The 21,006-nt window shown below is 72.7% G+C and carries 15 protein-coding genes; 10 read left to right on the top strand and 5 right to left on the bottom strand.

From position 1 onward, the window contains the following. Nucleotides 1-135 precede the first annotated feature (135 nt). The 4 genes from WME98_RS29885 to WME98_RS29870 are packed head-to-tail and all read left to right on the top strand — an operon-like array spanning nucleotide 136 to nucleotide 6,803. Entirely contained in the window at nucleotides 136-3,705 is a 3,570-nt protein-coding gene (locus WME98_RS29885; protein WP_437945136.1) for an ATP-binding protein, read from the top strand. A 49-nt stretch (nucleotides 3,706-3,754) separates the two neighbouring features. Beyond that, complete coding sequence (locus WME98_RS29880) at nucleotides 3,755-4,378, top strand: hypothetical protein (RefSeq protein ID WP_437945135.1); 624 nt, start codon at nucleotides 3,755-3,757, stop codon at nucleotides 4,376-4,378. Next, a complete protein-coding gene (locus tag WME98_RS29875) occupies nucleotides 4,375-5,694 on the top strand; it encodes a radical SAM/SPASM domain-containing protein (RefSeq protein ID WP_437945134.1) in 1,320 nt (439 codons plus the stop codon). Before WME98_RS29880 ends, WME98_RS29875 begins: the two co-directional genes overlap by 4 nt. Further along, complete coding sequence (locus WME98_RS29870; protein WP_437945133.1) at nucleotides 5,691-6,803, top strand: formylglycine-generating enzyme family protein; 1,113 nt, start codon at nucleotides 5,691-5,693, stop codon at nucleotides 6,801-6,803. The genes WME98_RS29875 and WME98_RS29870 overlap by 4 nt, the downstream gene beginning before the upstream one ends. 153 nt (nucleotides 6,804-6,956) lie before the next feature. On the opposite strand, the gene WME98_RS29865 is transcribed toward WME98_RS29870, so the two are convergent. Genes WME98_RS29865 through WME98_RS29855 form a run of 3 tightly spaced genes read right to left on the bottom strand, consistent with a single transcriptional unit; the run spans nucleotide 6,957 to nucleotide 10,740 of the window. Further along, the gene (locus tag WME98_RS29865) at nucleotides 6,957-7,334 is read right to left on the bottom strand and encodes a response regulator (RefSeq protein ID WP_061621796.1); all 378 of its coding nucleotides are present in this window, start codon (nucleotides 7,332-7,334) and stop codon (nucleotides 6,957-6,959) included. Nucleotides 7,335-7,369: 35 nt separating this feature from the next. After that, on the bottom strand, nucleotides 7,370-7,906 hold the full coding sequence (locus WME98_RS29860; protein WP_437945132.1) for a chemotaxis protein CheX: 537 nt from the start codon (nucleotides 7,904-7,906) through the stop codon (nucleotides 7,370-7,372). Beyond that, nucleotides 7,903-10,740 (bottom strand): nitrate- and nitrite sensing domain-containing protein, encoded by a 2,838-nt coding sequence (locus WME98_RS29855; RefSeq protein ID WP_437945131.1) that lies wholly within the window; start codon nucleotides 10,738-10,740, stop codon nucleotides 7,903-7,905. Before WME98_RS29855 ends, WME98_RS29860 begins: the two co-directional genes overlap by 4 nt. Before the next feature lie 457 nt (nucleotides 10,741-11,197). On the opposite strand from WME98_RS29855, the gene WME98_RS29850 reads away from it, so the two are divergent. Genes WME98_RS29850 through WME98_RS29840 form a run of 3 tightly spaced genes read left to right on the top strand, consistent with a single transcriptional unit; the run spans nucleotide 11,198 to nucleotide 13,656 of the window. Continuing rightward, nucleotides 11,198-12,796, top strand: coding sequence for a hypothetical protein (locus WME98_RS29850; RefSeq protein WP_437945130.1), 1,599 nt, complete (start codon nucleotides 11,198-11,200; stop codon nucleotides 12,794-12,796). Between the two features lie 18 nt (nucleotides 12,797-12,814). After that, nucleotides 12,815-13,270 (top strand): hypothetical protein, encoded by a 456-nt coding sequence (locus WME98_RS29845; protein ID WP_437945129.1) that lies wholly within the window; start codon nucleotides 12,815-12,817, stop codon nucleotides 13,268-13,270. A 23-nt stretch (nucleotides 13,271-13,293) separates the two neighbouring features. Continuing rightward, a complete protein-coding gene (locus WME98_RS29840; protein WP_437945128.1) occupies nucleotides 13,294-13,656 on the top strand; it encodes a hypothetical protein in 363 nt (120 codons plus the stop codon). Nucleotides 13,657-14,159: 503 nt separating this feature from the next. Here WME98_RS29840 and WME98_RS29835 read toward each other — a convergent pair. Next, nucleotides 14,160-14,669 (bottom strand): chemotaxis protein CheX, encoded by a 510-nt coding sequence (locus WME98_RS29835; protein WP_437945127.1) that lies wholly within the window; start codon nucleotides 14,667-14,669, stop codon nucleotides 14,160-14,162. A gap of 810 nt (nucleotides 14,670-15,479) precedes the next feature. Here WME98_RS29835 and WME98_RS29830 point away from each other — a divergent pair. Next, nucleotides 15,480-17,645 (top strand): hypothetical protein, encoded by a 2,166-nt coding sequence (locus WME98_RS29830; RefSeq protein WP_437945126.1) that lies wholly within the window; start codon nucleotides 15,480-15,482, stop codon nucleotides 17,643-17,645. Next, the gene (locus WME98_RS29825) at nucleotides 17,642-19,069 is read left to right on the top strand and encodes a M48 family metalloprotease (RefSeq protein ID WP_437945125.1); all 1,428 of its coding nucleotides are present in this window, start codon (nucleotides 17,642-17,644) and stop codon (nucleotides 19,067-19,069) included. Before WME98_RS29830 ends, WME98_RS29825 begins: the two co-directional genes overlap by 4 nt. A 30-nt stretch (nucleotides 19,070-19,099) precedes the next feature. Here the strand turns inward: WME98_RS29825 and gcvA are convergent, their stop codons facing one another. Next, complete coding sequence (gcvA, locus tag WME98_RS29820; RefSeq protein WP_437945124.1) at nucleotides 19,100-20,002, bottom strand: transcriptional regulator GcvA; 903 nt, start codon at nucleotides 20,000-20,002, stop codon at nucleotides 19,100-19,102. A 219-nt stretch (nucleotides 20,003-20,221) separates the two neighbouring features. Between gcvA and WME98_RS29815 the strand changes: the two genes are divergently transcribed. Then, nucleotides 20,222-21,001 (top strand): FMN-dependent NADH-azoreductase, encoded by a 780-nt coding sequence (locus WME98_RS29815; RefSeq protein ID WP_437945123.1) that lies wholly within the window; start codon nucleotides 20,222-20,224, stop codon nucleotides 20,999-21,001. Nucleotides 21,002-21,006 lie beyond the last annotated feature (5 nt).

Genomic DNA, 21,006 nt, shown 5'->3' with positions numbered 1-21,006 from the left:
TCCGCGCGATCACCCTCCGGCCTCGAGGGGCGATCCCGCGGAGCGCTCCCGCGCCGCGCAGCAAACCGGCGTTGGGCGCATCACAGTCCCGCGTGGAAGCCATTTACCCACGTGGTGCGCGGGTGTTATTCAACGATGATGGGCAGTGACGACGATCGCGGTCACGGGCTGCCCATCCCGCAGAAGCTCTATGGCCGAGACGCGGAGATCGCGGCGCTGCTCGCGGCGTGGGAGCGGGCGAGCCGGGGCGCCGCCGAGCTCGCGCTGATCTCCGGTCACGCCGGCATCGGCAAGTCGGCGGTGGCGAGCGAGCTGCACCGGGCGATCGCCGGGCACGGCGCGCGCTTCATCTCGGGCAAGTTCGACCAGTTCAACCGGAGCGTCCCGTACGCCTCGCTGGCGCAGGCGTTGCGGGAGCTCGCGCGGCACCTGCTCACCGAGCGCGGCGAGGCGCTCTCGCGCCTGCGGCGCAAGCTCGCGACCGCCCTCGGCCAGAGCGGCCAGGTCCTCGTCGACCTGCTGCCGGAGCTGGAGCTCATCATCGGCCCCCAGCCGCCCGTGCCCGAGCTCGGGGCGGCCGAGTCCCAGAACCGGCTCGACCTTGTATTTCAGAGCTTCCTGCGCGTCTTCGCCACGGCGGAGCACCCGCTGGTCCTCTTCCTCGACGATCTGCAGTGGGCGGATCTCGCCTCGCTCCGGCTCCTCACGCTGCTCCTGTCGGATCCGGAGCGCGGCCACCTGCTCGTGATCGGCGCCTACCGCGACGACGAGGTCGACGCGGGACACCCGCTCTCCGCGGCTCGGGCGGAGCTCCGGAAGGCGGGGGCGAGCATGGTCGAGATCACCCTCGATCCGCTGCGCCCCGCGGACGTCAATCAGCTCCTCGCCGACGCGCTCGGCTGCGGCCCGGAGCGGTCCGCCGCGCTGGCGACGCTCGTCCTCGACAAGACCCAGGGGAACCCCTTCTTCATCAATCAGTTCCTCGTCTCGCTCTACAAGGACCGCCTGATCGCCTTCGATCCGCAGTCCGGCGCGTTCTCCTGGGATCTCGATCGCATCCGGAGGGCGGGGATCACGGACAACGTGGTCGATTTCATGGCGAAGAAGCTGCGGCGTCTCTCGCCGAGCGCGCAGCGGGTCCTCACGCTCGCCGCGTGCATCGGCCACAAGTTCGACCTCGGCACGCTCGCGCTGGTCGACGAGCGGCCGCCCGAGGCCACCGCCGCCGATCTCCGGGAGGCGCTCCGGGAGGGCGTCGTCCTGCCTGCGGACGCCGAGCACCGGTACGTCCGCGCCGCGCCCGACCACGGCGGCGAGGGCGGGCTGCCGGCCGGGGACATCGACGCCTCTTACCGGTTCTTGCACGATCGCGTGCAGCAGGCGGCCTACTCGCTCGTCGACGAGGACCGCAAGCAGGACCTGCACCTCCGGATCGGGCGCCTCATGCTCGCGCGGCGGGAGCTCGGCGAGCGGGACGAGCACCTGTTCGACACGGTGAACCACCTGAACCTCGGCGCCTCGCGGATCGCCTCGCCGGACGAGCGGACCATCCTCGCGCGCCTGAACCTCGCCGCCGGCATGAAGGCGAAGGCGTCGGCCGCCTACGACGTGGCCGCCGGCTACTTCGGCGCCGGCGTGTCGCTCGTCGACGAGGAGGGGTGGGAGCAGGACTACGAGCTCGCGTTCGCGCTCCACCTCGAGGGCGCCGACTGCGGGTTCCTGAGCGGCCGCTCGGCGGAGGCCGAACCGCTGTTCAACGTCTCCCTGACCCGCGCCAGGACCGACCTCGATCGCGCGCACGTCTACGCCCGGCGCATCTTGCTCTTCAACACCGTCGCGAGGTTCGACGAGTCCGTGCGCTGCGCGCGCACGGCGCTCGCCCTGCTCGGGATCGAGCTGCCCGAGCGCGAAGACCGGATCCGGGCGGCCCTCGCGGCGGAGCTCGCCGAGGTGCCGCGCAACCTGGCGAGCCGCCAGATCACCGAGCTGTTCGACGCCCCGGAGCTCAAGAGCCCCGAGCACAAGGCCGCGCTGACGATCCTCACGAACGTGAGCGCCGCCATCCTCGGCGCGGAGCCGTCCCTCCACGCCCTCGTGTGCGTCAAGCACGCCAACATCTCGCTCAAGCACGGCCACGCGGAGGTCTCCGCCTGGGGATATCTGATCTACGCGATCGTCCTGATCGAGCAGGGCCGGTACGCGGAAGCCTACGAGTTCGGCAGGCTCGCGATGGATCTCGACGAGAAGATGGGCTGCGCCGTGATGTCGTCCAAGGTGAAGTCGAGCTTCGCGGTGTTCATCTCGCCCTATCGGGAGCCGCTCCGGCGGTCGTTCGCGTACCTGGCGCAGGCGCACCGGGACGGGCGCGAAACGGGGGACTTCCAGTTCGCCAGCTACTCCCTCCTCCACGGGGTCACGAGCCGGCTGAGCCACGGCGTCGCCCTCGGCGCGGTGTCCGAGGAGATCGAGCGGTTCCTCCCGTTCTTGCAGCGGACGAGAGACGTGATGTCGGGCCTCATCGTGACCTCGTCGAAGCAGATGATCGCGAACCTGCGAGGCTGCACGCTGGGTCACCACACCCTGAGCGACGGCGTCTTCGACGAGGACGAGTTCAGCGCGACGCTGGGCGCGCCGAACCACGAGTTCATGGCGGCGTTCTATCATATCCAGAGAGCGCAGCTCGCGTTCCTCTACGGCGACCACGAGCGCGCCCGCGCGCTCATCGCCCTGGCGGAGCCGCTGCGCCCGCACCTGGCGAACATGTGGATGTCGACCGAGGTCCCGTTCTACGCGAGCCTCATCCTGCTGGCGCTCTGCCCGAAGGCGCCGGGCGCCGAGCAGGCGCGCTACGCGAGCGAGATCGCGCGCCACGCGGCCGACGTCGCGGCGTGGGCGGAGAGCTGCCCGGAGAACTTCCGCCACAAGCATCTCCTGATCTCCGCCGAGCGCGCGCGCGTCTCGGGGGACGACGCTGCGGCGACGGATCTCTACGAGGAGGCGATCAGGGCCGCTCAGGAGAGCGAGTTCCTGCACCACGAGGCGCTCTCGAACGAGCTCGCCGCGCGGTTCCACCTGGCGAAGGGGCGGACGAAGATCGCGCGCATGTACATGGCCGACGCCGTCCACGGCTACGCGCGGTGGGGCGCGGAGGCCAAGGTCGCGCAGCTCCATGAGACGTACGCGGAGCTCACGCCGCGGGGGCCCGCGGCGGAGACGGCGAGGCCTCCGCGCCGGACGATGAACCCCGAGCCCGGCGCCACCTCGATCGAGGACAGCCCACTGTACGGCGCGCTGGAGGAGAAGGTCCGGGAGCGCACGGCAGCGCTGGAGGAGGCGCAGGCGAAGGTGATCCGGCTGGAGCGCGAGGTCGCCGAAAAGCGGATGGCGGGCGGCTTCGCGCGCGAGATCGAGGACGCGCTGGCGGGCGCGAAGCTGGCGCTCGCGAGGGCGCTCGGACAGGACGAGTCGAGCTCGCGACCGTGCCTCACCTTCGACTCGGGGGTGGAGCTCGGCAAGCTGCACGAGGAGCTGAGCCTGCGCTTCTCCGACGAGGAGATGGAGCGGATGAGCGGGCGGCTCCAGCACATCTTCGAGAACCAGGAGGAGCTCGACGCCGCGCTGAGGCTCGCGTTCAAGGCGACGGACCACGCGCTCGCCGTCGCCAGGGAGATCATCCGCCTCTCCGCTGAAGCCCACGGCGGATAGACCTGCGAACGGACGCCGCCGAGGCGCCCAGGCACGCTATCCTCGGCGCATGGCCAAGAAGCGAGACCTCGTCGTCAACGACCTCGCGCGTTACGAGAAATCGTCGGAGCGCCTCGTGCTCGAGGACTACTCGAGCTGCGAGGTCCCGGCGGGGTGCGGCGGCGGGATCCTTCGCTGGATCGATCCGCAGGAGGCGCTGCCGCTGACGCTGCGCCTCTGGACGGCGGGCAAGGCGGAGGTCTTCTTCGACGGCGCGCCCGTGCGATCGAGCCGGATCCAGGCCCGCCCGGGCGCGCACGTCCTCGCGGTCGCCATCCGAGCCGCGGACGACGCGCCCGCCCGGCTCGCGCTCTCCCTGCGCTACAGCGACGAGGCCGACACCCGCGCCCCGCTCGAGCCCCGGCGCGACAGGTCGATCGGGCGCACGCTCGACGTCCGCTCGGGCGCCGGCGCGGCGATCGTCGGGACCACCCGCGACCCCGGCGGCGACGCGTGGAAGCTGCCCGGCTTCGACGAGCGCGGCTGGCGCGCGCTCGCGCCCGCGCAGGGCAGCGCCGGCTGGCACTTCAACGACCTCATGAGCCGTGGAGCGCGCGCCGTCGGGCTGCCGGACGCGCAAGGCGACCTCTGGGCCCGGTGCTCGTTCGACGTCGACCTCGGGGGCGCGCCGTGACCGCGCGCCCGCCGCTCGTCCTCGTCCCGCAGCACTTCGGGTCGACCGTCTTCGACCGCCGCACGTCGCGTTACCTGCCGTTCGATCACGAGACCACGGACATCCTGCTCCGCGCCCGCGCGACCCCGATCGGCGCGATCGTCGACGCCGCGCCGCCCGAGCGCCGCGGCGCGCTCGCCGCGTTCGCCTCCGCCTTCTACGAGCGGGCCTTCTTCACGCACGACCTCCTCTTCGACGGCGTCGCGCTCGACGTGACGCCGCCCGCCGATCACCTCACCGGGCCGCTGGCCGTGCACCTCGAGGTCGTCGCCGCGTGCAACCTCGCCTGCGCGCACTGCTTCGCGGGCGAGCTCCCGCGCCGGGAGCCGCCGCTCACCCTCGCCGAGCTGGACACGCTGTTCGCCTCGCTCGCGCGCCTCGGCTCGTTCCGGCTGGGCCTCACCGGCGGCGAGCCGCTGCTCCGCAAGGATCTGTTCGACATCCTCGATCTCGCGACCTCGCACGGCCTGCACCCGTGCCTCACCACGAACGCGCTCCTCCTCACCGAGGAGACCGCGAAGAAGCTCGGCGAGCGCTCGCTCGTGTGGCTCAACGTCAGCCTCGACGGCGCCACGGCCGCGACGAACGACGCCGTCCGCGGCGAAGGCACGTTCGCGCGCGTGCTGGAGAAGGTCGCCATGCTCCGCGAGCACGCGCGCTTCTCGCTCGCGTTCACGATCATGCGCCATAACGCGTCCGAGGCGGCGGCGTTCGCCGAGCTGGCCGCGGCCGCCGGCGCGCACACCGCTGTGTTCCGGCCGCTCTACCCGGTGGGCGCCGCCGGGTCGCGCGCCGAGCTGTGGCCCTCGTTCGACGATTACGAGGCCGCGCTGGGCGCCCTCTGGACGCTCGGCGCGACCGGCGACGGCCGCGCCACGGCCGCGCGCGCGATCGACCCCTTCTCGCCGAGGAGCCGCGGCGAGACGCGGGCCGTCGTGCACGACAACTGGGGCTGCGGCGCTGGCAACACCGTGTGCTCCATCTCGGTCGGCGGCGACGTGAACCCGTGCAGCTTCCTCGGCCCCGGCTTCGTCGCCGAGAACCTCCGCCGCGCCCCCTTCGAGCACATCTGGCGCGAGAGCGAGCGCTTCCGCGCCATCCGCGGCCTCCCCGGCGACGGCGCCGGCACCGCCTCCTTCGGCGGCGGGTGCCGCGCGCGCTCGCTCGTCATGGCCGGCGACGTGAACGCCCCCGATCCGTGGCTCGCGCGGCACGAGGCGGCGCCGCAGCGCCACAACCCGCTCACCGTGCTGCGCGCGCAGCGGAGGCTCGCGTGAGCGCGCCCGACCCGACCTGGCTCCTGTCCGCGGACCGCGAGCTCCCCTCGGCCGCGGAGCTCCTCGGCCTCGCCGCGCGCCTCGCCGGGGAGGGGCGCCTCGAGCTGGCCGCCACCGCCTGCGACGCCGCCTTCGGCCTCGCGCCCGGGGACCCGGCGCTCGCCGAGGCGCGCGCCCGCCTGCTCGATCGGCTCCAGATCGAGGAGCACGGCCTCGTGTTCCGCTACGTGCCCGCGGGCCCATTCCTCATGGGCGCGGACGACGGCGACCCCGACGAGCGGCCCGTGCACCCGGTGGAGCTCGGCGCGTTCTGGATCACCGACGTGCCGATCACCTGGGCCGCGTACCACGCGCTCATCGGCTGGCCGCCCCCGCCGGACGGCGGGCCTCCGTCGAAACCGACGAGGGAGGGCAAGATCGACGCGGACGCGTTCCGGGTCTACAACGACGGCAAGATTCGCCGGCAGTACTGCGAGAGCGAGACGGTCCGCGCGCACGACTGGCATGCCCATGCGCCGGACGCCGAGTGGCGGTCGGGCGGCCGTGTCATGACGGCGCGCGAGCTGTTCGGGGAGGTCGCGCGCGGCGATCCGGCGCGCCCGTGGACCTACGATCAGAAGCCCATGGTCGCGGTCCGGTGGGATCAGGCGGTGGCGCTCGGCGATTCGCTCTCCGCAGAACAGGAGCAGGTCAGCTATCGCTTGCCGACCGAGGCCGAGTGGGAGAAGGCCGCGCGCGGCGGCCTCGTCGGCTGCCCGTACCCCTGGGGGGACGCGCCGCCGTCCCCGGCGCTCTGCGATTTCGATCGGTTCGAGGAGTTCTCGCTCCGCCCGCCGCGCAGCTTCCCGCCCAACGGATATGGCCTGTTCGGCATGAGCGGCGGCGTCCGCGAGTGGACGGGCGACGGCTACGACGCGCTCTATTATGCCGAGGGCCCGCGCGCCGCCCCGGTCGGGCCGGCCGCCGCGAAGCAGCGCGTCCTGCGCGGGGGTTCCTGGGCCGACTGCGCGTGGGCGGTGCGCGTCTCGTTCCGGATGGGCAGTCCCCCGGATCTGCACGGCGACCCCACGATCGGCTTCCGGCTGTGCCGCGTCGCGCGCCCCGGGTGAGCGCCTCTTCGTGGACCCCTGCCCCCCTTCGATGCATGGATAAAGCTGTTGCATCAGCGTCGTTGGGGGGAGCTAACCGCGCTAGCCTAGAGCGACAGACGGGTTGAAACGGCGGAACAGGTCGTGGAAGCCGCAGGCGGCGCGACCGGCGCGTCAGGGCTCGCCGGCGAGCTTCTTCACCGCGGCGAGCAGGAGGTCCGGCTTGAACGGCTTGATGATCCAGCCCTTCGCGCCGGCCTTGCGGGCCTTGTCGATGAGCTCGGGCTGCCCCTCGGTCGTGAGCATGAGGATCGGCACGCCGGACGCGAGGCCCTTGTCCCGCAGGCTCTCCAGCATCTCGATGCCGTTCATCACGGGCATGTTCACGTCGGCGATGATCATCGCCAGATCGCCCTTGTGGGCGTTGACCGCCGCGACCGCGTCCCGGCCGTTGTCCGCCTCCACGATGCTGTAGCCCGCCCCGGACAGGAGAATGCCGACCTGCTGGCGGACCGTGTTCGAATCCTCGACGAGAAGAATTTTCTTGGCCATCTGTCGTATCTCCTTCGGCGCGCGCGGTCCGCGGCTCAGAACAGCAGCACTTCCCCCTCGCGCTGCGGATCGGGCATGTCGACCTCCTCGAGCTCCAGCGCCGTGTCGGGGGCCATCGCGTCGAACAGCACGGCGAGCCGGTCGGTCCCGGCGTCGAAGAGGAGCCGCCGGAAGCCCTCGCTCTGCTCCTCCCGGGCGCGCAGGTGCTCGCCGATCGCGGCGCTCGGCGTCGAGAGCACGATGATGAGCCCGAGGTGGCGCAGCCGGTTCTTCACCCGCCCGAGGAGCTGGTTCGCGAGCTCGCTCGCCCAGTCGCACACCATGTCCTCGTCGAGCTGGCGCCGCCCTCGCAGCGGGTGGCAGCGGGTGATGAGCGCCACGGGAGCGACGATCGTCAGGCTCCCGCGGAGGTGATCGCCCGTGAAGCCGATGAACGAGACCACCGCGTTGCCCGGCGTCGCCTCGGAGTCCTGGTGCTCCAGGAGCCGCAGCTCGACGCCGTTGTCGCGAAACAGGTGGACGCACGACGCCGCGAGCTCGTCATAGATGCGGTGCCAGCTCTCCGAGTTCATTGCGCTCTCCTCGATCTGTCGCTGTCCATGGTCGACGCGCTCATCGCGACACCCGATCCGGGCGGCTCGCGCCCGGCGGGGGGGCCCGCGCTCGATCCGCGCGGAGGGCCGGCGAGGGGCGCGCCGCGCCGGCTCGACGGCGGCAGCGGCGCGCCGGCCGCGTCCCCGAGCTCCCGGGGGAACCGGAAGCGGAAGGTCGTCCCCTGCCCTCGCTCGGTCTCGATCTCCACCCGGCCGCCGAGCCGGCGGCACTCGTAGAGCGCGACGCCGAGGCCGACGCCGCGGCCGGAGACGTCCGTGACCTCCTCGGCGGTGGTGAAGCCGGGCGAGAACAGCGCGGCCTCGAGATCCCGCCGCGTAGCGTTCGGCAGCCCGACCGCCCCGGCCTTCTCGCGCACGCGCTCCCAGTCGATGCCGGCGCCGTCGTCGCCCACCTCGATGAGGACCTCGTCCGCCGTCGCGCGCGAGCGGAGCGTGAGCGCGCCGCGCGGCGGCTTGCCGGCCGCCTCGCGCGCCTCCGGCCGCTCGATCCCGTGGTCCATCACGTTGCGCACGACGTGCCCGAGCGCCTGCCACATCGCGGCGAAGCGCGGCGCGGGGAGCCGGACGCCGCCCGCGTCGATGCGCACGTCGGGCCTCGGCTTGCCGAGCTTCCGCGCGAGCGTCTCGGCCTGATCCTTCATCCGGTTGAACCGCACCTCCGTGCGCTCGTCGCGGAGGGCCGCGATGGCCCGCTCGAGATCGGCGTGGTCGCGCCGCTCCTGCACCATCGCGAGCAGGGCCTCGACCTCCGCGTCGTCGACGTCGACGCGCGAGGCCTGCGCCGCCCCGGCGAGCAGGCCGCCTACCCGCGCGACGAACGCGGACCACGCGTCCTTCAGCGCGTCGATCTGCTCGTCGGGCGGCAGCGAGCGCTCCTCGACGACGAAGCTCTCGATCTCGTGCGCCACCTTCGCCACGCTCGTCACGTCCCAGAGCCCGGCGTTCCCCTTGATCGTGTGCACGAGGCGCATCACGTGGTCCACGTCGGCGATGCTCCGCGCGCTCACCGCGTCGACGAGCTTGCTCGTGTCGCTCACGAACCCGAGGAGCCCGAGCCGGTCCTTCACGGCGCGCTCGAACACCTGGACGTGCTCGCGCTGCCGCTCGGCCTCCCGCAAGGAGTCCATCGTGGCCGTGACGTCCGTGATCACCATCAGCGCGCCGCTGAACTGGCCGTCGTGGGACAGGATCGGCTTGAAGCCGAGCGTGAGGTGGCGGCCCTCGCGGTGCAGGGCCTTCGGCAGCTGATCGAGGACGACCTCGAGCGGGAGGAAGTCGTCGCACGCGGCCTCCCACCCCATCGTGAGCAGCGCGCGGGCCCGGGGGTCGTGGCCGGCGATGCGCTCGGCGAAGTGCTCGTCGTGCGCCGGCACGCCGAAGAGGCGCTCGAAGGCGGCGGAGCGCGCGGGCTCCATCGTGCCGTCGCGGTGGATCGTCACGAGGGCCTGATCGACGTTGTCGAGCACGAGGCGCATCTCCCGGTTGCGCTCCGCGAGCTCGCACGTCCGCTGGGCGACGGTGGCCTCGAGGTTCTGCCGGTGGCTCTCCAGGGCCTCGTCGCGCGCCTGGATGCCCGCCAGCATCTCGTTGAAGGCGTCGGTGAGCGCCCCGAACTCGTCGTCGGCGGTCTTGCGGGCGCGCGTCGTGTAGTCGCGCGTCCGCCGGACGTGGGCCGCGGCCTCGCCGAGGACCTCGAGCGACCGGGACAGCCCCCGCACGAGCACGAGCGCGAGCGCGCCCGACACGAGCAGCACGACCCCGGAGACCGCGATGCCGTTGAGCACCGTCCTCCGCGTGTCCGCGACCTTGTCGGAGGCGGCGCGCCGCATGCCCGCGATCGCCTCGTGCTCGATCGCGGCGAGCCGGTCGAGGCGCCCTTGCTGCGCGTCGAACCACGCGTCGTGGTCGATGGCCAGCTCCTCGTCCGTCGACGCGATCGCCGCGGCGCGCAGCTCGTCCGCGCGCCGCACGCGCGGGTCGTCACGGGCGGCGTCGTGGAGCGCCCGCGCCGGCTCCGACGCGTTGGCCAGGAACATCTCGCGATAGAGCTGCTCCTCCGTCATCAGCGTCACGAGCGTCTTGAAGGCGCCCGGCTCGAACTGCGTCGACGCGAAGGCGTGGGCGAGCAGCGCGTGCTGGCGGCTGGCGCGCTCGGCGAGCTCGTGCACGGCGACGATCGACTGGATCCTCCGCAGGAGCTCGCCCTCGTCGCTCAGCTCGGAGAGCCCGGCGTTGGCCCGGATCAGGCTCGCGTTGATGCCGCCGAAGATCTTCAGGGCGCTGTCGAGCGGCGCCGCCTTCGCGTCGGCCTGGCGCCGGAACGCGCCGAGCTCGCCGACGTGGGCGCGCGCGTCGGCGAGGTCGCGCGCGAGCCGGGACGGCAGGCGGGAGAGATCGCGCTCGGCCAGGAACGCGTCGAGGTGGGCGAGGCTCTCGTCGGTCGCCGCCCGCGCGGTCTCGAGCTGGGCGCTCGCGCGCGCGAGCGCCACGGCGCGCTGGAACGGCCGCGCGGCGCCCCGCGCGGCCTCGGCGTCCCGCGCGTCCGGCGGCCGGATCTCCAGCCCCTCGACCAGCGCGGTCCACGCCCGCTCCCTCTGGAGCGCGTGCAGCGGCTGCGCCATGATCGACGAGAGCTGCGCGAGGTCCTCAATCGAGCCGATCGCCGCCGCCCTCGCGGCCTGCTGCCGCGCGTCGCCCGCGATCATCGCCGCGAGCAGCAGGGCGCCGACGACGGGCACGCCGGCGAGCGACCACAGCTTCAGACGAATCGACGCCTTACGCAAGGTAGGCATGCCCCCGTTTCCTCGACGCGGCCTCTGCGGCGCGACGACGGCTCGCCTTCTCTACAGCGAGACGCCCCGCGAGCACGCATGAAATCGCGCGCCGTGTCCTCACGTTGGCCCCAAAAGGATTGAAGCTGACGAGCGACCGGCGAGGCGCGCGGACGCGGCCGTCATCGCCGCGCCTTCGCGCACCATGTGCGTCTTCCTGATTCAGGCTCTTTCTTGTTGCGACGTTTCACTGGCCGTGTTCTGCGGACCCGGGCGGATCGCGTTGTTTCCCCGCGGCATCGACGCTGTGTATGCTACGCGTGAAGGTCGCGAGTCCGCAAGAGCGCGCGCGGCGCCGCGCCTGTACCGCAATGGAAGCTCTTCGGACAGGGAGAGAGCAATGATCATGGGTCGGAGTTCACCGCGGCGAGCGCGAGCAGAGCGCCTCGCGCGCGCTTCGAGCGCTGCGATCGCAGGGGTGCTTGTCACGGCATCTCTCGCGCACGCGCAGAGCCCTGCCGCCGGCGTCGCCCCGCGGCCCGCTGCGCCTGCGCCGCCTGCGGCCGCCGCTGCGCCTGCGCCCCCTGCGCCCGCCGCTGCGCCTGCGCCCGCCGCTGCGCCTGCGCCCGCCGCTGCGCCTGCGCCCGCCGCTGCGCCTGCGCCCGGCGCGGCCGCCGCCGCGGCTGGGCCCGCCGCTGCGCCCGCGCCGCCCGCTGCGCCTGAGACGGGCGCGGCCGCCGCCGCGCCTGCGGCCGACGCTGCGCCCGCCGCGGCCGGAGAGGCTGCCATCCTCGCGCGGCTCGAGGCGGCGGAGAAGCGCTCGGCGGACCTCGAGAAGCGCCTCGCGGCGATCGAGGACGCGCAGGTCGCGCCGGCGCAGGATGAGGGCAGAGAGCTACTCCAGCTCTACGGGTTCATCGACGTCGGCGTCCAGCGTACGTGGGCACCGGAGAACTCGGGACTCGCGGCCGCCCTCCCGCAGGCCAACGCCCTGAACTTCGTCGTGGGGAATTTGAACCTCTACCTCGACGCGCAGCCGAGCGATCATTTTCGCTTCCTCGGGGAGCTGCGGTTCACGACCGCGCCCGGCGGCGCCCCGGTCCCGGTGACGACGCCGCTGCCGCCCGACGTCGCGTACCGGATGACCACGCAGGAGTACGGTGCCTTCGACTCGACGTCGGTCGCGCTCGGCTCGCCGACCTTGTATGGCGGGCTGGTGTCGATCGAGCGCGCCCACATCGACTGGACGCGCTTCAACCTCTTCAAGGTGCGCGTCGGGCAGTTCTTCACCCCGATCGGCATCTACAACGTCGACCATGGGAGCCCGGTGCTCATCACCGCCGCCATCCCGTATTTCATCACGTCGCGCCTGTTTCCCACGCGGCAGACCGGGGTGATGATCTACGGCAATGCGTTCGCGGGCCCGTGGGAGCTCGGGTACAACGCGTACGTGAGCAACGGTCGCAACGAGAACGCGCCGTTCGCCTTCGACGACAACCGCGGGTTCGGCGGCCGCCTGCACGCCAGCTACGAGGACCCCGGCAAGCTGACCTTGAAGCTCGGGGCGTCGTTCATCGCGAGCCACGCTCGCGACTGGGTCGTCGATTACAAGCTCAACGCCCCCGGTCCGGACATCCATTCGACGTGGTCCTTCCAGGAGTACACCGGCGCCGGAGACGTCTCGCTCGACATCGGGAAGACGCGCGTGCGCGCGGAGGCGGCGGTCGTCCGCGTGGTGTACGACGAAGGGAAGCGCCAGGGGGGATTCGGGTCCTACGCGCCGGACGCCTGGAAGACCTCCACGTATGCCGTGGCGGCGCACCGGCTGGATTTCCTGAACATGGAGCCGTTCGTCATCGGCGCCATGCTGCACGCGCCGTTCCTGGGGCACGACACGATGTTCCAGGTCGGCGGCGGTCTGAACTTCTACATCACGCCGGACGTCACGCTTCGGACCCAGGTGCTGCGCACGATCATGACCGTCCTGCGCGAGCAGGAGAGCACGGCGCCGGCGCTCCCGTCGCCGGAGGACTTCCACACCACGGCCGCGCTCGCTCGTCTGATTCTGGCCTTCTGAGAGAGGTTCAACGCAATCATGAAGCGTTTATCCCTTCTGCTCCTCCTGGCCTTGCTCGGCATGACCCCGTCGGTCTCGTCCTTCGCCGACGCGGATGAGATCGTCGTCGTCGTCAACCAGGCCAATCCCGTGAGGTCGGCCGGGCGCGACACGCTCCGCCCGATCTTCCAGACGACGCGCACGGAGTGGTACGGCAAGTCGGCGGTGCCCGTGAACCTCCCCGAGGACTCCCCGCTGCGGCAGCGCTTCGACATGGCGGTGCTGGGGCTCGATCCCGACGGCGTCGCCCGCTACTGGATCGATCGGAAGATCCGCGGCGGCGAGCGGCCGCCGCGCAAGGTGCCGACGGCGAGCGCCGTCCTCCGCGCGGTGGGCGAGGAGGCGGGCGGCATCGGGTACGTCGCTGCCAGCGATCTCAACCCGACCGTCAAGGTGATCGCGCGCATCCGCGACGGACAGGTGGTGCCGCCGTGAGCCGGTCGAGAGAGGAACGAACGATGGATATCCAGCCGTCTTGCCTGTTGCTGCCCAGCCGCCGCGGCGCCTTGGCTTCTGCGCTCGTCGTCACGTGCGCGGCGCTGCTGGCGGGGTGCTGGGATTCCGATCCTTGCGATCCGGGCCAGCTCGTCGTGTGGAACGTCTGCTCTGACCCTCTCCCGCCGATCCCCCCCACCACGGCCAGCGGCAGCGCCACCGGGACGGGGAGCGCCACGGGCACCGGCGGTGACGGCGGTGACGGGGGCGCCACGGGCACCGCCGGCGGAGGTGGTGACGACGGCGCCACGGGCACCGGCGGCAGCGGCGGTGACGGTGGCGCGATGGGCACCGCCGGCGGGGGTGGCGGCGGCGGAGGTCCCTAGGCTAGAGCGGTGTTCAGCTGGTCCTGGTACACCGTCTCTCGTCTCCGTCATCCGCCCTCCCTCTTCCGTCTCCCCTCTTCCGTCTCCCCTCTTCCGTCTCCCCTCTTCCGTCTCCCCTCTTCCGTCTCCCCTCTTCCGTCTCCCCTCTTCCGTCTCCCCTCTTCCGTCTTCGTGCGCGTGCGCGTGCGCGATTCGCCCGGAGTCAGCGCGCACGCGCACGCGCACGCAGAAGCGCACGGAGACGAGAGACGGGGGACGAGCGACGGGGGACGAGCGACGGGGGACGAGCGACGAACCACGGAAGATGTCTGCATTGATCCCGAGCGAAAACCGCGTCGCCCGTCCGTCCGTCGCTCCCCGCCCCGGCCACCCGCGCCGCCGAGCGGCGGTCGCCCGCACAGGAGACGGGCCCAGATCGGCGTTTTCGGCGCGCAAGCGTGCTCCTGCACGCTGAGCACCGAAAACGTCGAGATGGGCCCGTATCCGAAGCGGGCGACCGCCGCTCAGAAGAGGATGACTTTGCCGTCGAGGGGGAGCGGGGACGCGTTCGAGAACACCAGGGAGCTCTCGTCGAAGTCGCCGCTCAACGTGACGAGCACCTCGCCCTTCAATGTCCTGAAAGAATAACAGCACTGCTGCTTACAGCTCCGGCCCCGGCGCTCCACGTCGCTCGGGTGGCGCAGCTGCGGCAGCTCGGTCTGAAGCGCTATCTGGAACCGGGCGAGGCGGCTCTTCACCTTCCCCATGAGCTGATTGGCCACCTCCCGCATCCAGTCGCCGACGCCGTCGACCATGGGCGGCACCCCCGTCATGGCGCGAAACACGCCCTGGTTCGCGGACAGCGCCAGAAAGCCGGAGAAGCCGCGCGCCGAGAACTCCACCGTGCTCGCGGGATCGGTGTGAAGGCGCACCTCCTCGCGGCTATCCCCGGTATTCGCCGGCGCGATGGCGACGCCGTAAAAGTGAAAGAGCTCCACGGTCGCGCCCTGAACGAGGACGTCGATCGTCCGCACCTTGCGCGACGCGGGCGGCCGAGACGAAGGCGAAGGCGGAGGCGACGGCTCGCTGGGCGGGCTGGGGCGCCCCGACGAGGGCGGCGGGGGCCGCTGCGAGGAGCTCGGGGCGCGACGATCGGTGCTCGGGCGTTCATGGATGCTAGGCCCGGGCCGCGCCTCGGACTGCCCATCGCTCGCGATGCCCCGCCGATGCCCCATGATAAACGCACAGCGTAGCTCATCTATCCCATATGGAGCAATGATGTTCTCAAAAGAGATGCGCGAGCACGCCGCGACACGTGCACCCACGTCGATCGACATATCGACGACATCGGCGCCCCCTGTGGGCGTGCCCGATTGCGGAAATTTCACGCGCGGCCGCCAAGACGCGGCGCGCCAACATCGGGCCTGAGGTTGGCGCCCGCTCCGGGGAGGGCAGTGCTCAAAATTGAACATGAAGGCGGGAAGGCGGGAAGAAAAGATCCATGATCTTCCTGCCTTCCCGCCTTCATGTGAACTCTCTCCGGGCAAATTTGAGCACTACCCCGGGGAGACACCGCGCGCGCGGTGACCGCGCTTACCGGCTTACCGGCTTACCGGCTTACCGGCTTACCGGCTCCGGCTAAGGGCTCATGACCGAATTTTTCACCGGAGAGCGACGGCGGTGGGCGCGGCCCGGCGGGACTCTGCTCCAACGCCGCGCGCCGCGCGCCGAGGCGCGCCCGATCCGTTCCGAAGAGAGCGCTGCTCGGCGCGGCGCCTCCCGCGGCGACGCGCTCCTGCGCGCCTCTTCCCAGTGGAGCGGAGCGCCCAGTAACGTGGTCGTTCATGGGTGGTGTGGATCGGGACCCCGCCGGGCTCCTCGAGCGGGTGCCAGAGCTCGCGGATCTGGCGAAGATGAACCCCGGCGTGCGCCGGGCGATCGAGCAGGGTCGCCCGCACGCCGTCTACCGGCGGCTCTTCTGGATGCGGTGGCGCGAGCGCCTCCTGCCGCGGCCCGGCGCCGCGGGCGCCCAGCTGCGCGCGCTGCTCGACGCCCTCCTCGCGCGCCGGCGGCTCTTCCTCGAGCCCATGCGGAGGAGCCCCTGGCTCATGACGATGAACGGCGTCGGAGCCACGGTGTACGGCGAGTCCGACCGCGACCCGGAGGACGGCACGTACATCAAGACGCTGTTCTTCGTCTTCCTCTTCGTCCCGCTCTATCCGTTCGGGAGCTACCTGGTCGCCAACGGCACAGAGGCGCGCTCGTGGCGGTTCATCGCGCGCGCGCCGCTCGGCCCGGCGCTCTACGCCTGGCAACGCGCGGTGGCGCTCGGGATCACCACGGTCGTCGCGCTCGGCGCCTGGAACGCGCTCGCCGCCGTCCGCTATACCACCGTCCGAGTCGCGAACGCGCTCCCCTACCCCGTCGAGGTGAGCATCGGCGACGCCTCCGTCGAGGTGCCGGCGCAAGGCCTGGAGCGGCTCGAGGGCCGCGTCGGGCGGAGGCCCGTCAAGGTCACCGCCCAGGGCCGGACGATCGAGGAGGGCGAGCTCGACGTCCCCCGCGGCACCGACGTCGTCGCGTGGAACGTGCTCGGGCTCGCGCCCATCTACCAGCTGGAGGTGCGGTACACGGCCGACCGCAACGCGAGCTCGCGCGACGAGGCGGCCCCTGCCCTCTTTTGCGGGCAATCGGCCGTGATCGTGGACGACGTCGACTTCATCTTCGAGCCGCCGCCCGAGCAGCTCAGCATGCCCAAGGGGGAGTCGTTCGTCTCGCGCACGCTCGTGACGATGGCGCCCGTGGAGCCGGGCGGGTGCGCCTTCGCGCTGGTCAGCGCCGGGAAAGCGGCGCTCGGCGCCGAGCTCGCGGCGCGCTACGCGGAGCACACGGGCTACGACGTCCCGGCCTCGGAGCGGGCGGTCGTGCTCCTGATGAACGCCGAGGACGAGCAGGGCGCCGCCGCCGTCGCGGACAGGGCGCGGCGCGCTCACCCGGATTCCATCGAGCTTCACCGCCAGTACCAGAAGGTGATGACCATGGTCGGGCGCCGCCACGAGCTCATCGACGAGTACAAGGGCCGCCACGAGGGCGACCCGGGCTCGGCGGACGCGGCGTACCTCTACGTGCGGCTGCTCTCCGGGCCGGCCGTGAACGAGGTCCTCGCCGGCATGCTGGAGCGCTTCCCGGACCACCCCTACCTGCTGCGCACGCTGGCGTACCAGGCCGGCCACGACGGGAAGCATCAGCTCGCCCTCGACACCCTGGAGAAGCTGCGCGGCGTCGATCGAGCCCTCGCCGAAGACAGCGTCGCGCTCGAGGTGACCGCCGCCGTCGGGCTCGGGCAGGTGGAGCGGGCGCGGAGCCTCGTCGCCGCCGCCCTCGCCGCGGGCCAGGAGAGCTCGCTCGATCGCCGCGAGCTCGCCGAACAGGCCCTGCTCCTCGCCCAGCTCGAGCCGAAGGCCTCGATCGAGCGCGCGCTCGATTCGCTCCGCGGGAAAGGCGACGAGGAGACGGCGCTGCTGCGCCTCCGGGCGCGCGTCGACGCGGGGCTCGAGGTGAGCGCGCCCGAGCTCGCCCGGGTGAGCGACCCGGCGCTGCGCGACGCCCTCGAGCTCGCGGTGCTGTCGCGCGCCGATCCGCGCGCGGCCGTCGCGCGCCTGACCGGCGCCGAGAAGGCCGTCTTCCACCACCTGTCCCTGCCCGTCTGGGTGCTGCTCATGGCCGAGGCCGTCCACGCGGAGGGCGCGGGGGCCGCGCTCGCGAGGCTGGAGCAGCACTCGCCGCTCGGGCGCGCGTTCACGCGCGGGCTCATCGAGTACGTGCGCGACGGGACCCGCTTCTCCGAGATCGACGATCTGCCGGACGCGGTGCGCGCCGCCCTGCACTTCGGCCGGGCCCGGCACCGCGCCCTCGCCGCCGAGGAGCGGCAGTCGCTCCTCGCGCTGGCGCGGCGCGAGGACGCCCTGCACGGCGCCGTCAGCGTCGCGATGGAGTCGTGGCCGCCGTGAGGCCGCGCGGCCTGGCGCACCGCGCCGCGTGGCTGCTCGGCATGGCGGTGGGCTTCTACCTGCTCGCCGCCGGGATCGCGCTCGGGCTCTTGTGGGTGCCGTACGCGCAATCCGAGTACGGCGACGGCATCGAGCCGTCCGGCTTCCTCTGCGGCGCCGGCGCGCTCTGGGTCGCCTGGGGCCTGGTCCCGCGGCGGCGGCGCGCCCAGGACCCGGGCGTCCCGCTCGGCGAGGGCCGGCACCCGCGCCTCCAGTCGCTGATCCGCGACGTCGCCGCGCGCACCGGCCACGCCACCCCGGCCGACATCCACCTCTTCCACGACGCCAACGCCTTCACCGCGGTGCGGCGCGAGGCGTGGCTCCGGAGCCGCACGGTGGTGGGCGCCGGGCTCCCGCTGCTCGCCTGGCTGAGCCGGAGCGAGCTCGAGTCGGTGATCGCGCACGAGTTCGGGCACCACGTCTCGGGCGACCTCGCGCTCGGCCCGTGGGTGCACAGGACGCGGCGCACCATCGGCGGCGCCCTCGACCACCTCGACGGCTCGAGCTTCTGGCTGCACCTGCCGTTCGTCGCGTACGCCGAGCTGTTCGTCCGCTCGAGCTCGGGGATCTCGCGCGCGCAGGAGCTCGAGGCCGACGCGGTGGCCGCGCGGATCGCCGGGCGCGGTCCCACCGCGCGCGCGCTCCGGATCACGCACGAGAAGGGGCCGCTCTGGACCGCCTACCTCGAGATGGAGGTGCTGCCCGTGGTCGCCGCCGGGCGCTTCCCTCCGCTGCTCGAGGGCTTCCGGTGGTTCGAGGGCGCCGTGGCCGCGGAGCAGGGCGCCCTCGCCGAGCGGCAGGCCGAGCGGGCGGGCGAGAAGTCGACGATCTACGACACGCACCCGTCGCTGTCGGAGCGGCTCGCCGCGCTCGGCGCCGAGGCGGGCGGGCCGGAGCCGGGCGCGCACTGCCTCGACCTCCTCGACGACGTCGCCGCGGCCGAGGAGGCCGTCCTGCGGTCGCTGCTGCTCGACCCGTCGCGGCCCCTGCCGCGCATCGCGTGGGCGGACGTCACGCGCGAGGTGTGGCTGCCGCGCTGGCGCCAGCAGCTCGAGGCGCACCGGGCGCATTTCCGCGAGCTCCGCCCGAGCCAGCTGCCCGAGGCGCTGGCGCAGATCGACGCCTGGGCGGAGCGCACGCGGGTGGGCCTGGCGCTGCTCTCGCCCGCGGCCGAGCGCCGGCGGATGACGGGCCTGTTCAGCGTCTGGCTCGCCGCCGCGCTGGCGGAGCTCGGCTTCGAGCTCGACGGCCTGCCCGGCGCGCCCGTCCGCGCACGCCGCGGCGAGCACGCGCTGGAGCCGTTCCTCGTGGTGCGGCGCCTGCTCGACGGCAAGCTCGACGCCGGCGCGTGGCGCGCGCGCTGCGCCGAGGCGGGGGTGCCGTAGCCCCGACGCCAGCGCAGAGGGGCGTCCGGCTCACCGCTTCGGCCGCGGCCGCTCCCCGGTCGTGGCCGCGGCGAGCCAGCCCCGGAGCGCCGCGAGCTCCTCGCGCGCCGCCGCGCCCGGGAGGTGCACGAGATGGTAGCGATAGCCGTCGAGCGCCGGGCCGAACGGCTGCACGAGGGCGCCGCTCTCCAGGTCGTCGGCGACGAGGACCAGGCTGAGGAGCGCGACGCCCTGGCCGGCGATCGCCGCCTGGATCGCGTGGGCCTCGTCGGAGAACGTGGTGCCGCCGTCGTCGCGGACGCCGGAGAGGCCGGCGCGCTCGAGCCACAGGCGCCACGTCGGCGTGTCGCGCTCGACGCGCCGCCACTCGAAGTGGAGCAGCGGCGCGCGGCGCAGGTCCTCCGGGCGGCGGACGGCGAGCCCGGGGCTGCAGACGGGCGCGAAGCGATCGGCGATCAGCGCCTCGGCGGCGAGCCCGGGGTAAGGGCCTCGCCCGTACCGGATCGCCGCGTCGACCTCGCCCGCGGCGAGGTCGACCGGCTCGTCCGACGCGTGGAGCCGCAGGTCGAACCCGGGGCACGCCTCGCGGAAGGCCGCGACGCGGGGCACGAGCCACTTGGCCGTGAACGCGGTCGTGGCCGACAGGGTGATCCCGCGGCGCGCGCGGCGGGCGGTCAGCTCGTCGATCGCCCGCGCGAACGCGTCGAACCCGTCGCGGAGCACCGGATAGAGGCGCTGCGCCTCGCGCGTGGCCACGACCTGCCGCGCGTGGCGCTCGAACAGCCGGACGCCGATCGTCTCCTCGAGCAGCCGGACCTGGTGGCTGATCGCGGTCGGCGTCACCCCGAGCTCCCGGGCGGCCCGCTTGAAGCTGAGGTGGCGCGCGGCGGCCTCGAAGGCGCGGAGCGCCGTGAGCGGTGGGAGCCTTCGCATGGGGGTGAGATAGCTGATCCCAGCTCATCTATCAGCTGAGAATTACTCGTTGGTCATCCGCGCGCGGCGGCCCATATTCATCGCGTGAACGCGCCCGCCACGGGCCCAGGAGCAGAGAGACCGGCGCCGCGACGGCGCTTCGACAGGTGAATGTCGATCATCCCGGATCGACCCCGCTCGGCCGCGGGCGGCGCCCCCACCCCGCTCAGGAGACAGGCCATGTCCACGATACTGCACATCGACTCGAGCGCTCGTCCGGGCGGCTCGGATACGATCCGCCACGGCTCTCACACCCGGCGCCTCACCGCCCGCTTCGTCGCGCGCTGGCGCGCGGCGCGTCCAGGCGACGAGATCCTTTACCGGGACGTCGGCCAGAGCCCGCCCTCGCCCGTGACCGGACGCTGGATCCAGGCCGCGTTCACGAAGCCCGACCGGCGCGAGCCCTGGATGTGGCAGGCGCTCGCGGAGAGCGACGCGCTCGTCGACGAGCTCCTCGCCGCCGACCTCGTCGTGGCCGGCGTGCCGATGTACAACTTCAACGTGCCCGCGCAGTTCAAGGCCTATATCGACAACATCGTCCGCGTGGGGCGCACGTTCGGCTTCGACCGCGCGCGGCCGGGCGAGCCGTACTGGCCGCTCCTCGACGGGCACGGGAAGAAGCTCGTCATCCTGACGTCGCGCGGCGACCACGGATACGGCAAGGGCGGGCGGATCGAGGCCATGAACCACGTCGAGCCGAGCGTCCGGACCGCGTTCGGCTACATCGGGATTACCGACGTCGAGTCTGTGGCGATCGAGTACGACGAGTTCGCCGACGAGCGGCTCACGGCGTCGATCGCGAGAGCAGAGCTCGAGGTGGACGCCCTCGTCGACCGCCTGCTGTCGGCGCGCCGAACGGCGGCCGGATCGTCGCCCGCCCGTCGAGATCTTGCTCACGCGCCGGCGCGGGGCGGGGTCCACAAGGAGGTTGACACCGGAGAAAGTTCCAGGATTCCCTGAACGCG

The sequence above is a fragment of the Sorangium sp. So ce296 genome (genome assembly GCF_051529605.1).
GTDB lineage: Bacteria > Myxococcota_A > Polyangia > Polyangiales > Polyangiaceae > Sorangium > Sorangium cellulosum_D.
The sequence above is the reverse complement of the archived record's forward strand: the minus strand, read 5'-3'. Positions and strand labels throughout refer to the sequence as shown.

Bases quoted from the DNA above. Each gene is read 5' to 3' on its own strand.
- WME98_RS29880 (WP_437945135.1), top strand. From the start codon at position 3,755: ATGGCCAAGAAGCGAGACCTCGTCGTCAACGACCTCGCGCGTTACGAG.
- gcvA (WP_437945124.1), bottom strand. From the start codon at position 20,002: ATGCGAAGGCTCCCACCGCTCACGGCGCTCCGCGCCTTCGAGGCCGCC.
- WME98_RS29845 (WP_437945129.1), top strand. From the start codon at position 12,815: ATGAAGCGTTTATCCCTTCTGCTCCTCCTGGCCTTGCTCGGCATGACC.
- WME98_RS29855 (WP_437945131.1), bottom strand. From the start codon at position 10,740: ATGCCTACCTTGCGTAAGGCGTCGATTCGTCTGAAGCTGTGGTCGCTC.
- WME98_RS29860 (WP_437945132.1), bottom strand. From the start codon at position 7,906: ATGAACTCGGAGAGCTGGCACCGCATCTATGACGAGCTCGCGGCGTCG.
- WME98_RS29840 (WP_437945128.1), top strand. From the start codon at position 13,294: ATGGATATCCAGCCGTCTTGCCTGTTGCTGCCCAGCCGCCGCGGCGCC.
- WME98_RS29830 (WP_437945126.1), top strand. From the start codon at position 15,480: ATGGGTGGTGTGGATCGGGACCCCGCCGGGCTCCTCGAGCGGGTGCCA.
- WME98_RS29815 (WP_437945123.1), top strand. From the start codon at position 20,222: ATGTCCACGATACTGCACATCGACTCGAGCGCTCGTCCGGGCGGCTCG.
- WME98_RS29865 (WP_061621796.1), bottom strand. From the start codon at position 7,334: ATGGCCAAGAAAATTCTTCTCGTCGAGGATTCGAACACGGTCCGCCAG.
- WME98_RS29885 (WP_437945136.1), top strand. From the start codon at position 136: ATGATGGGCAGTGACGACGATCGCGGTCACGGGCTGCCCATCCCGCAG.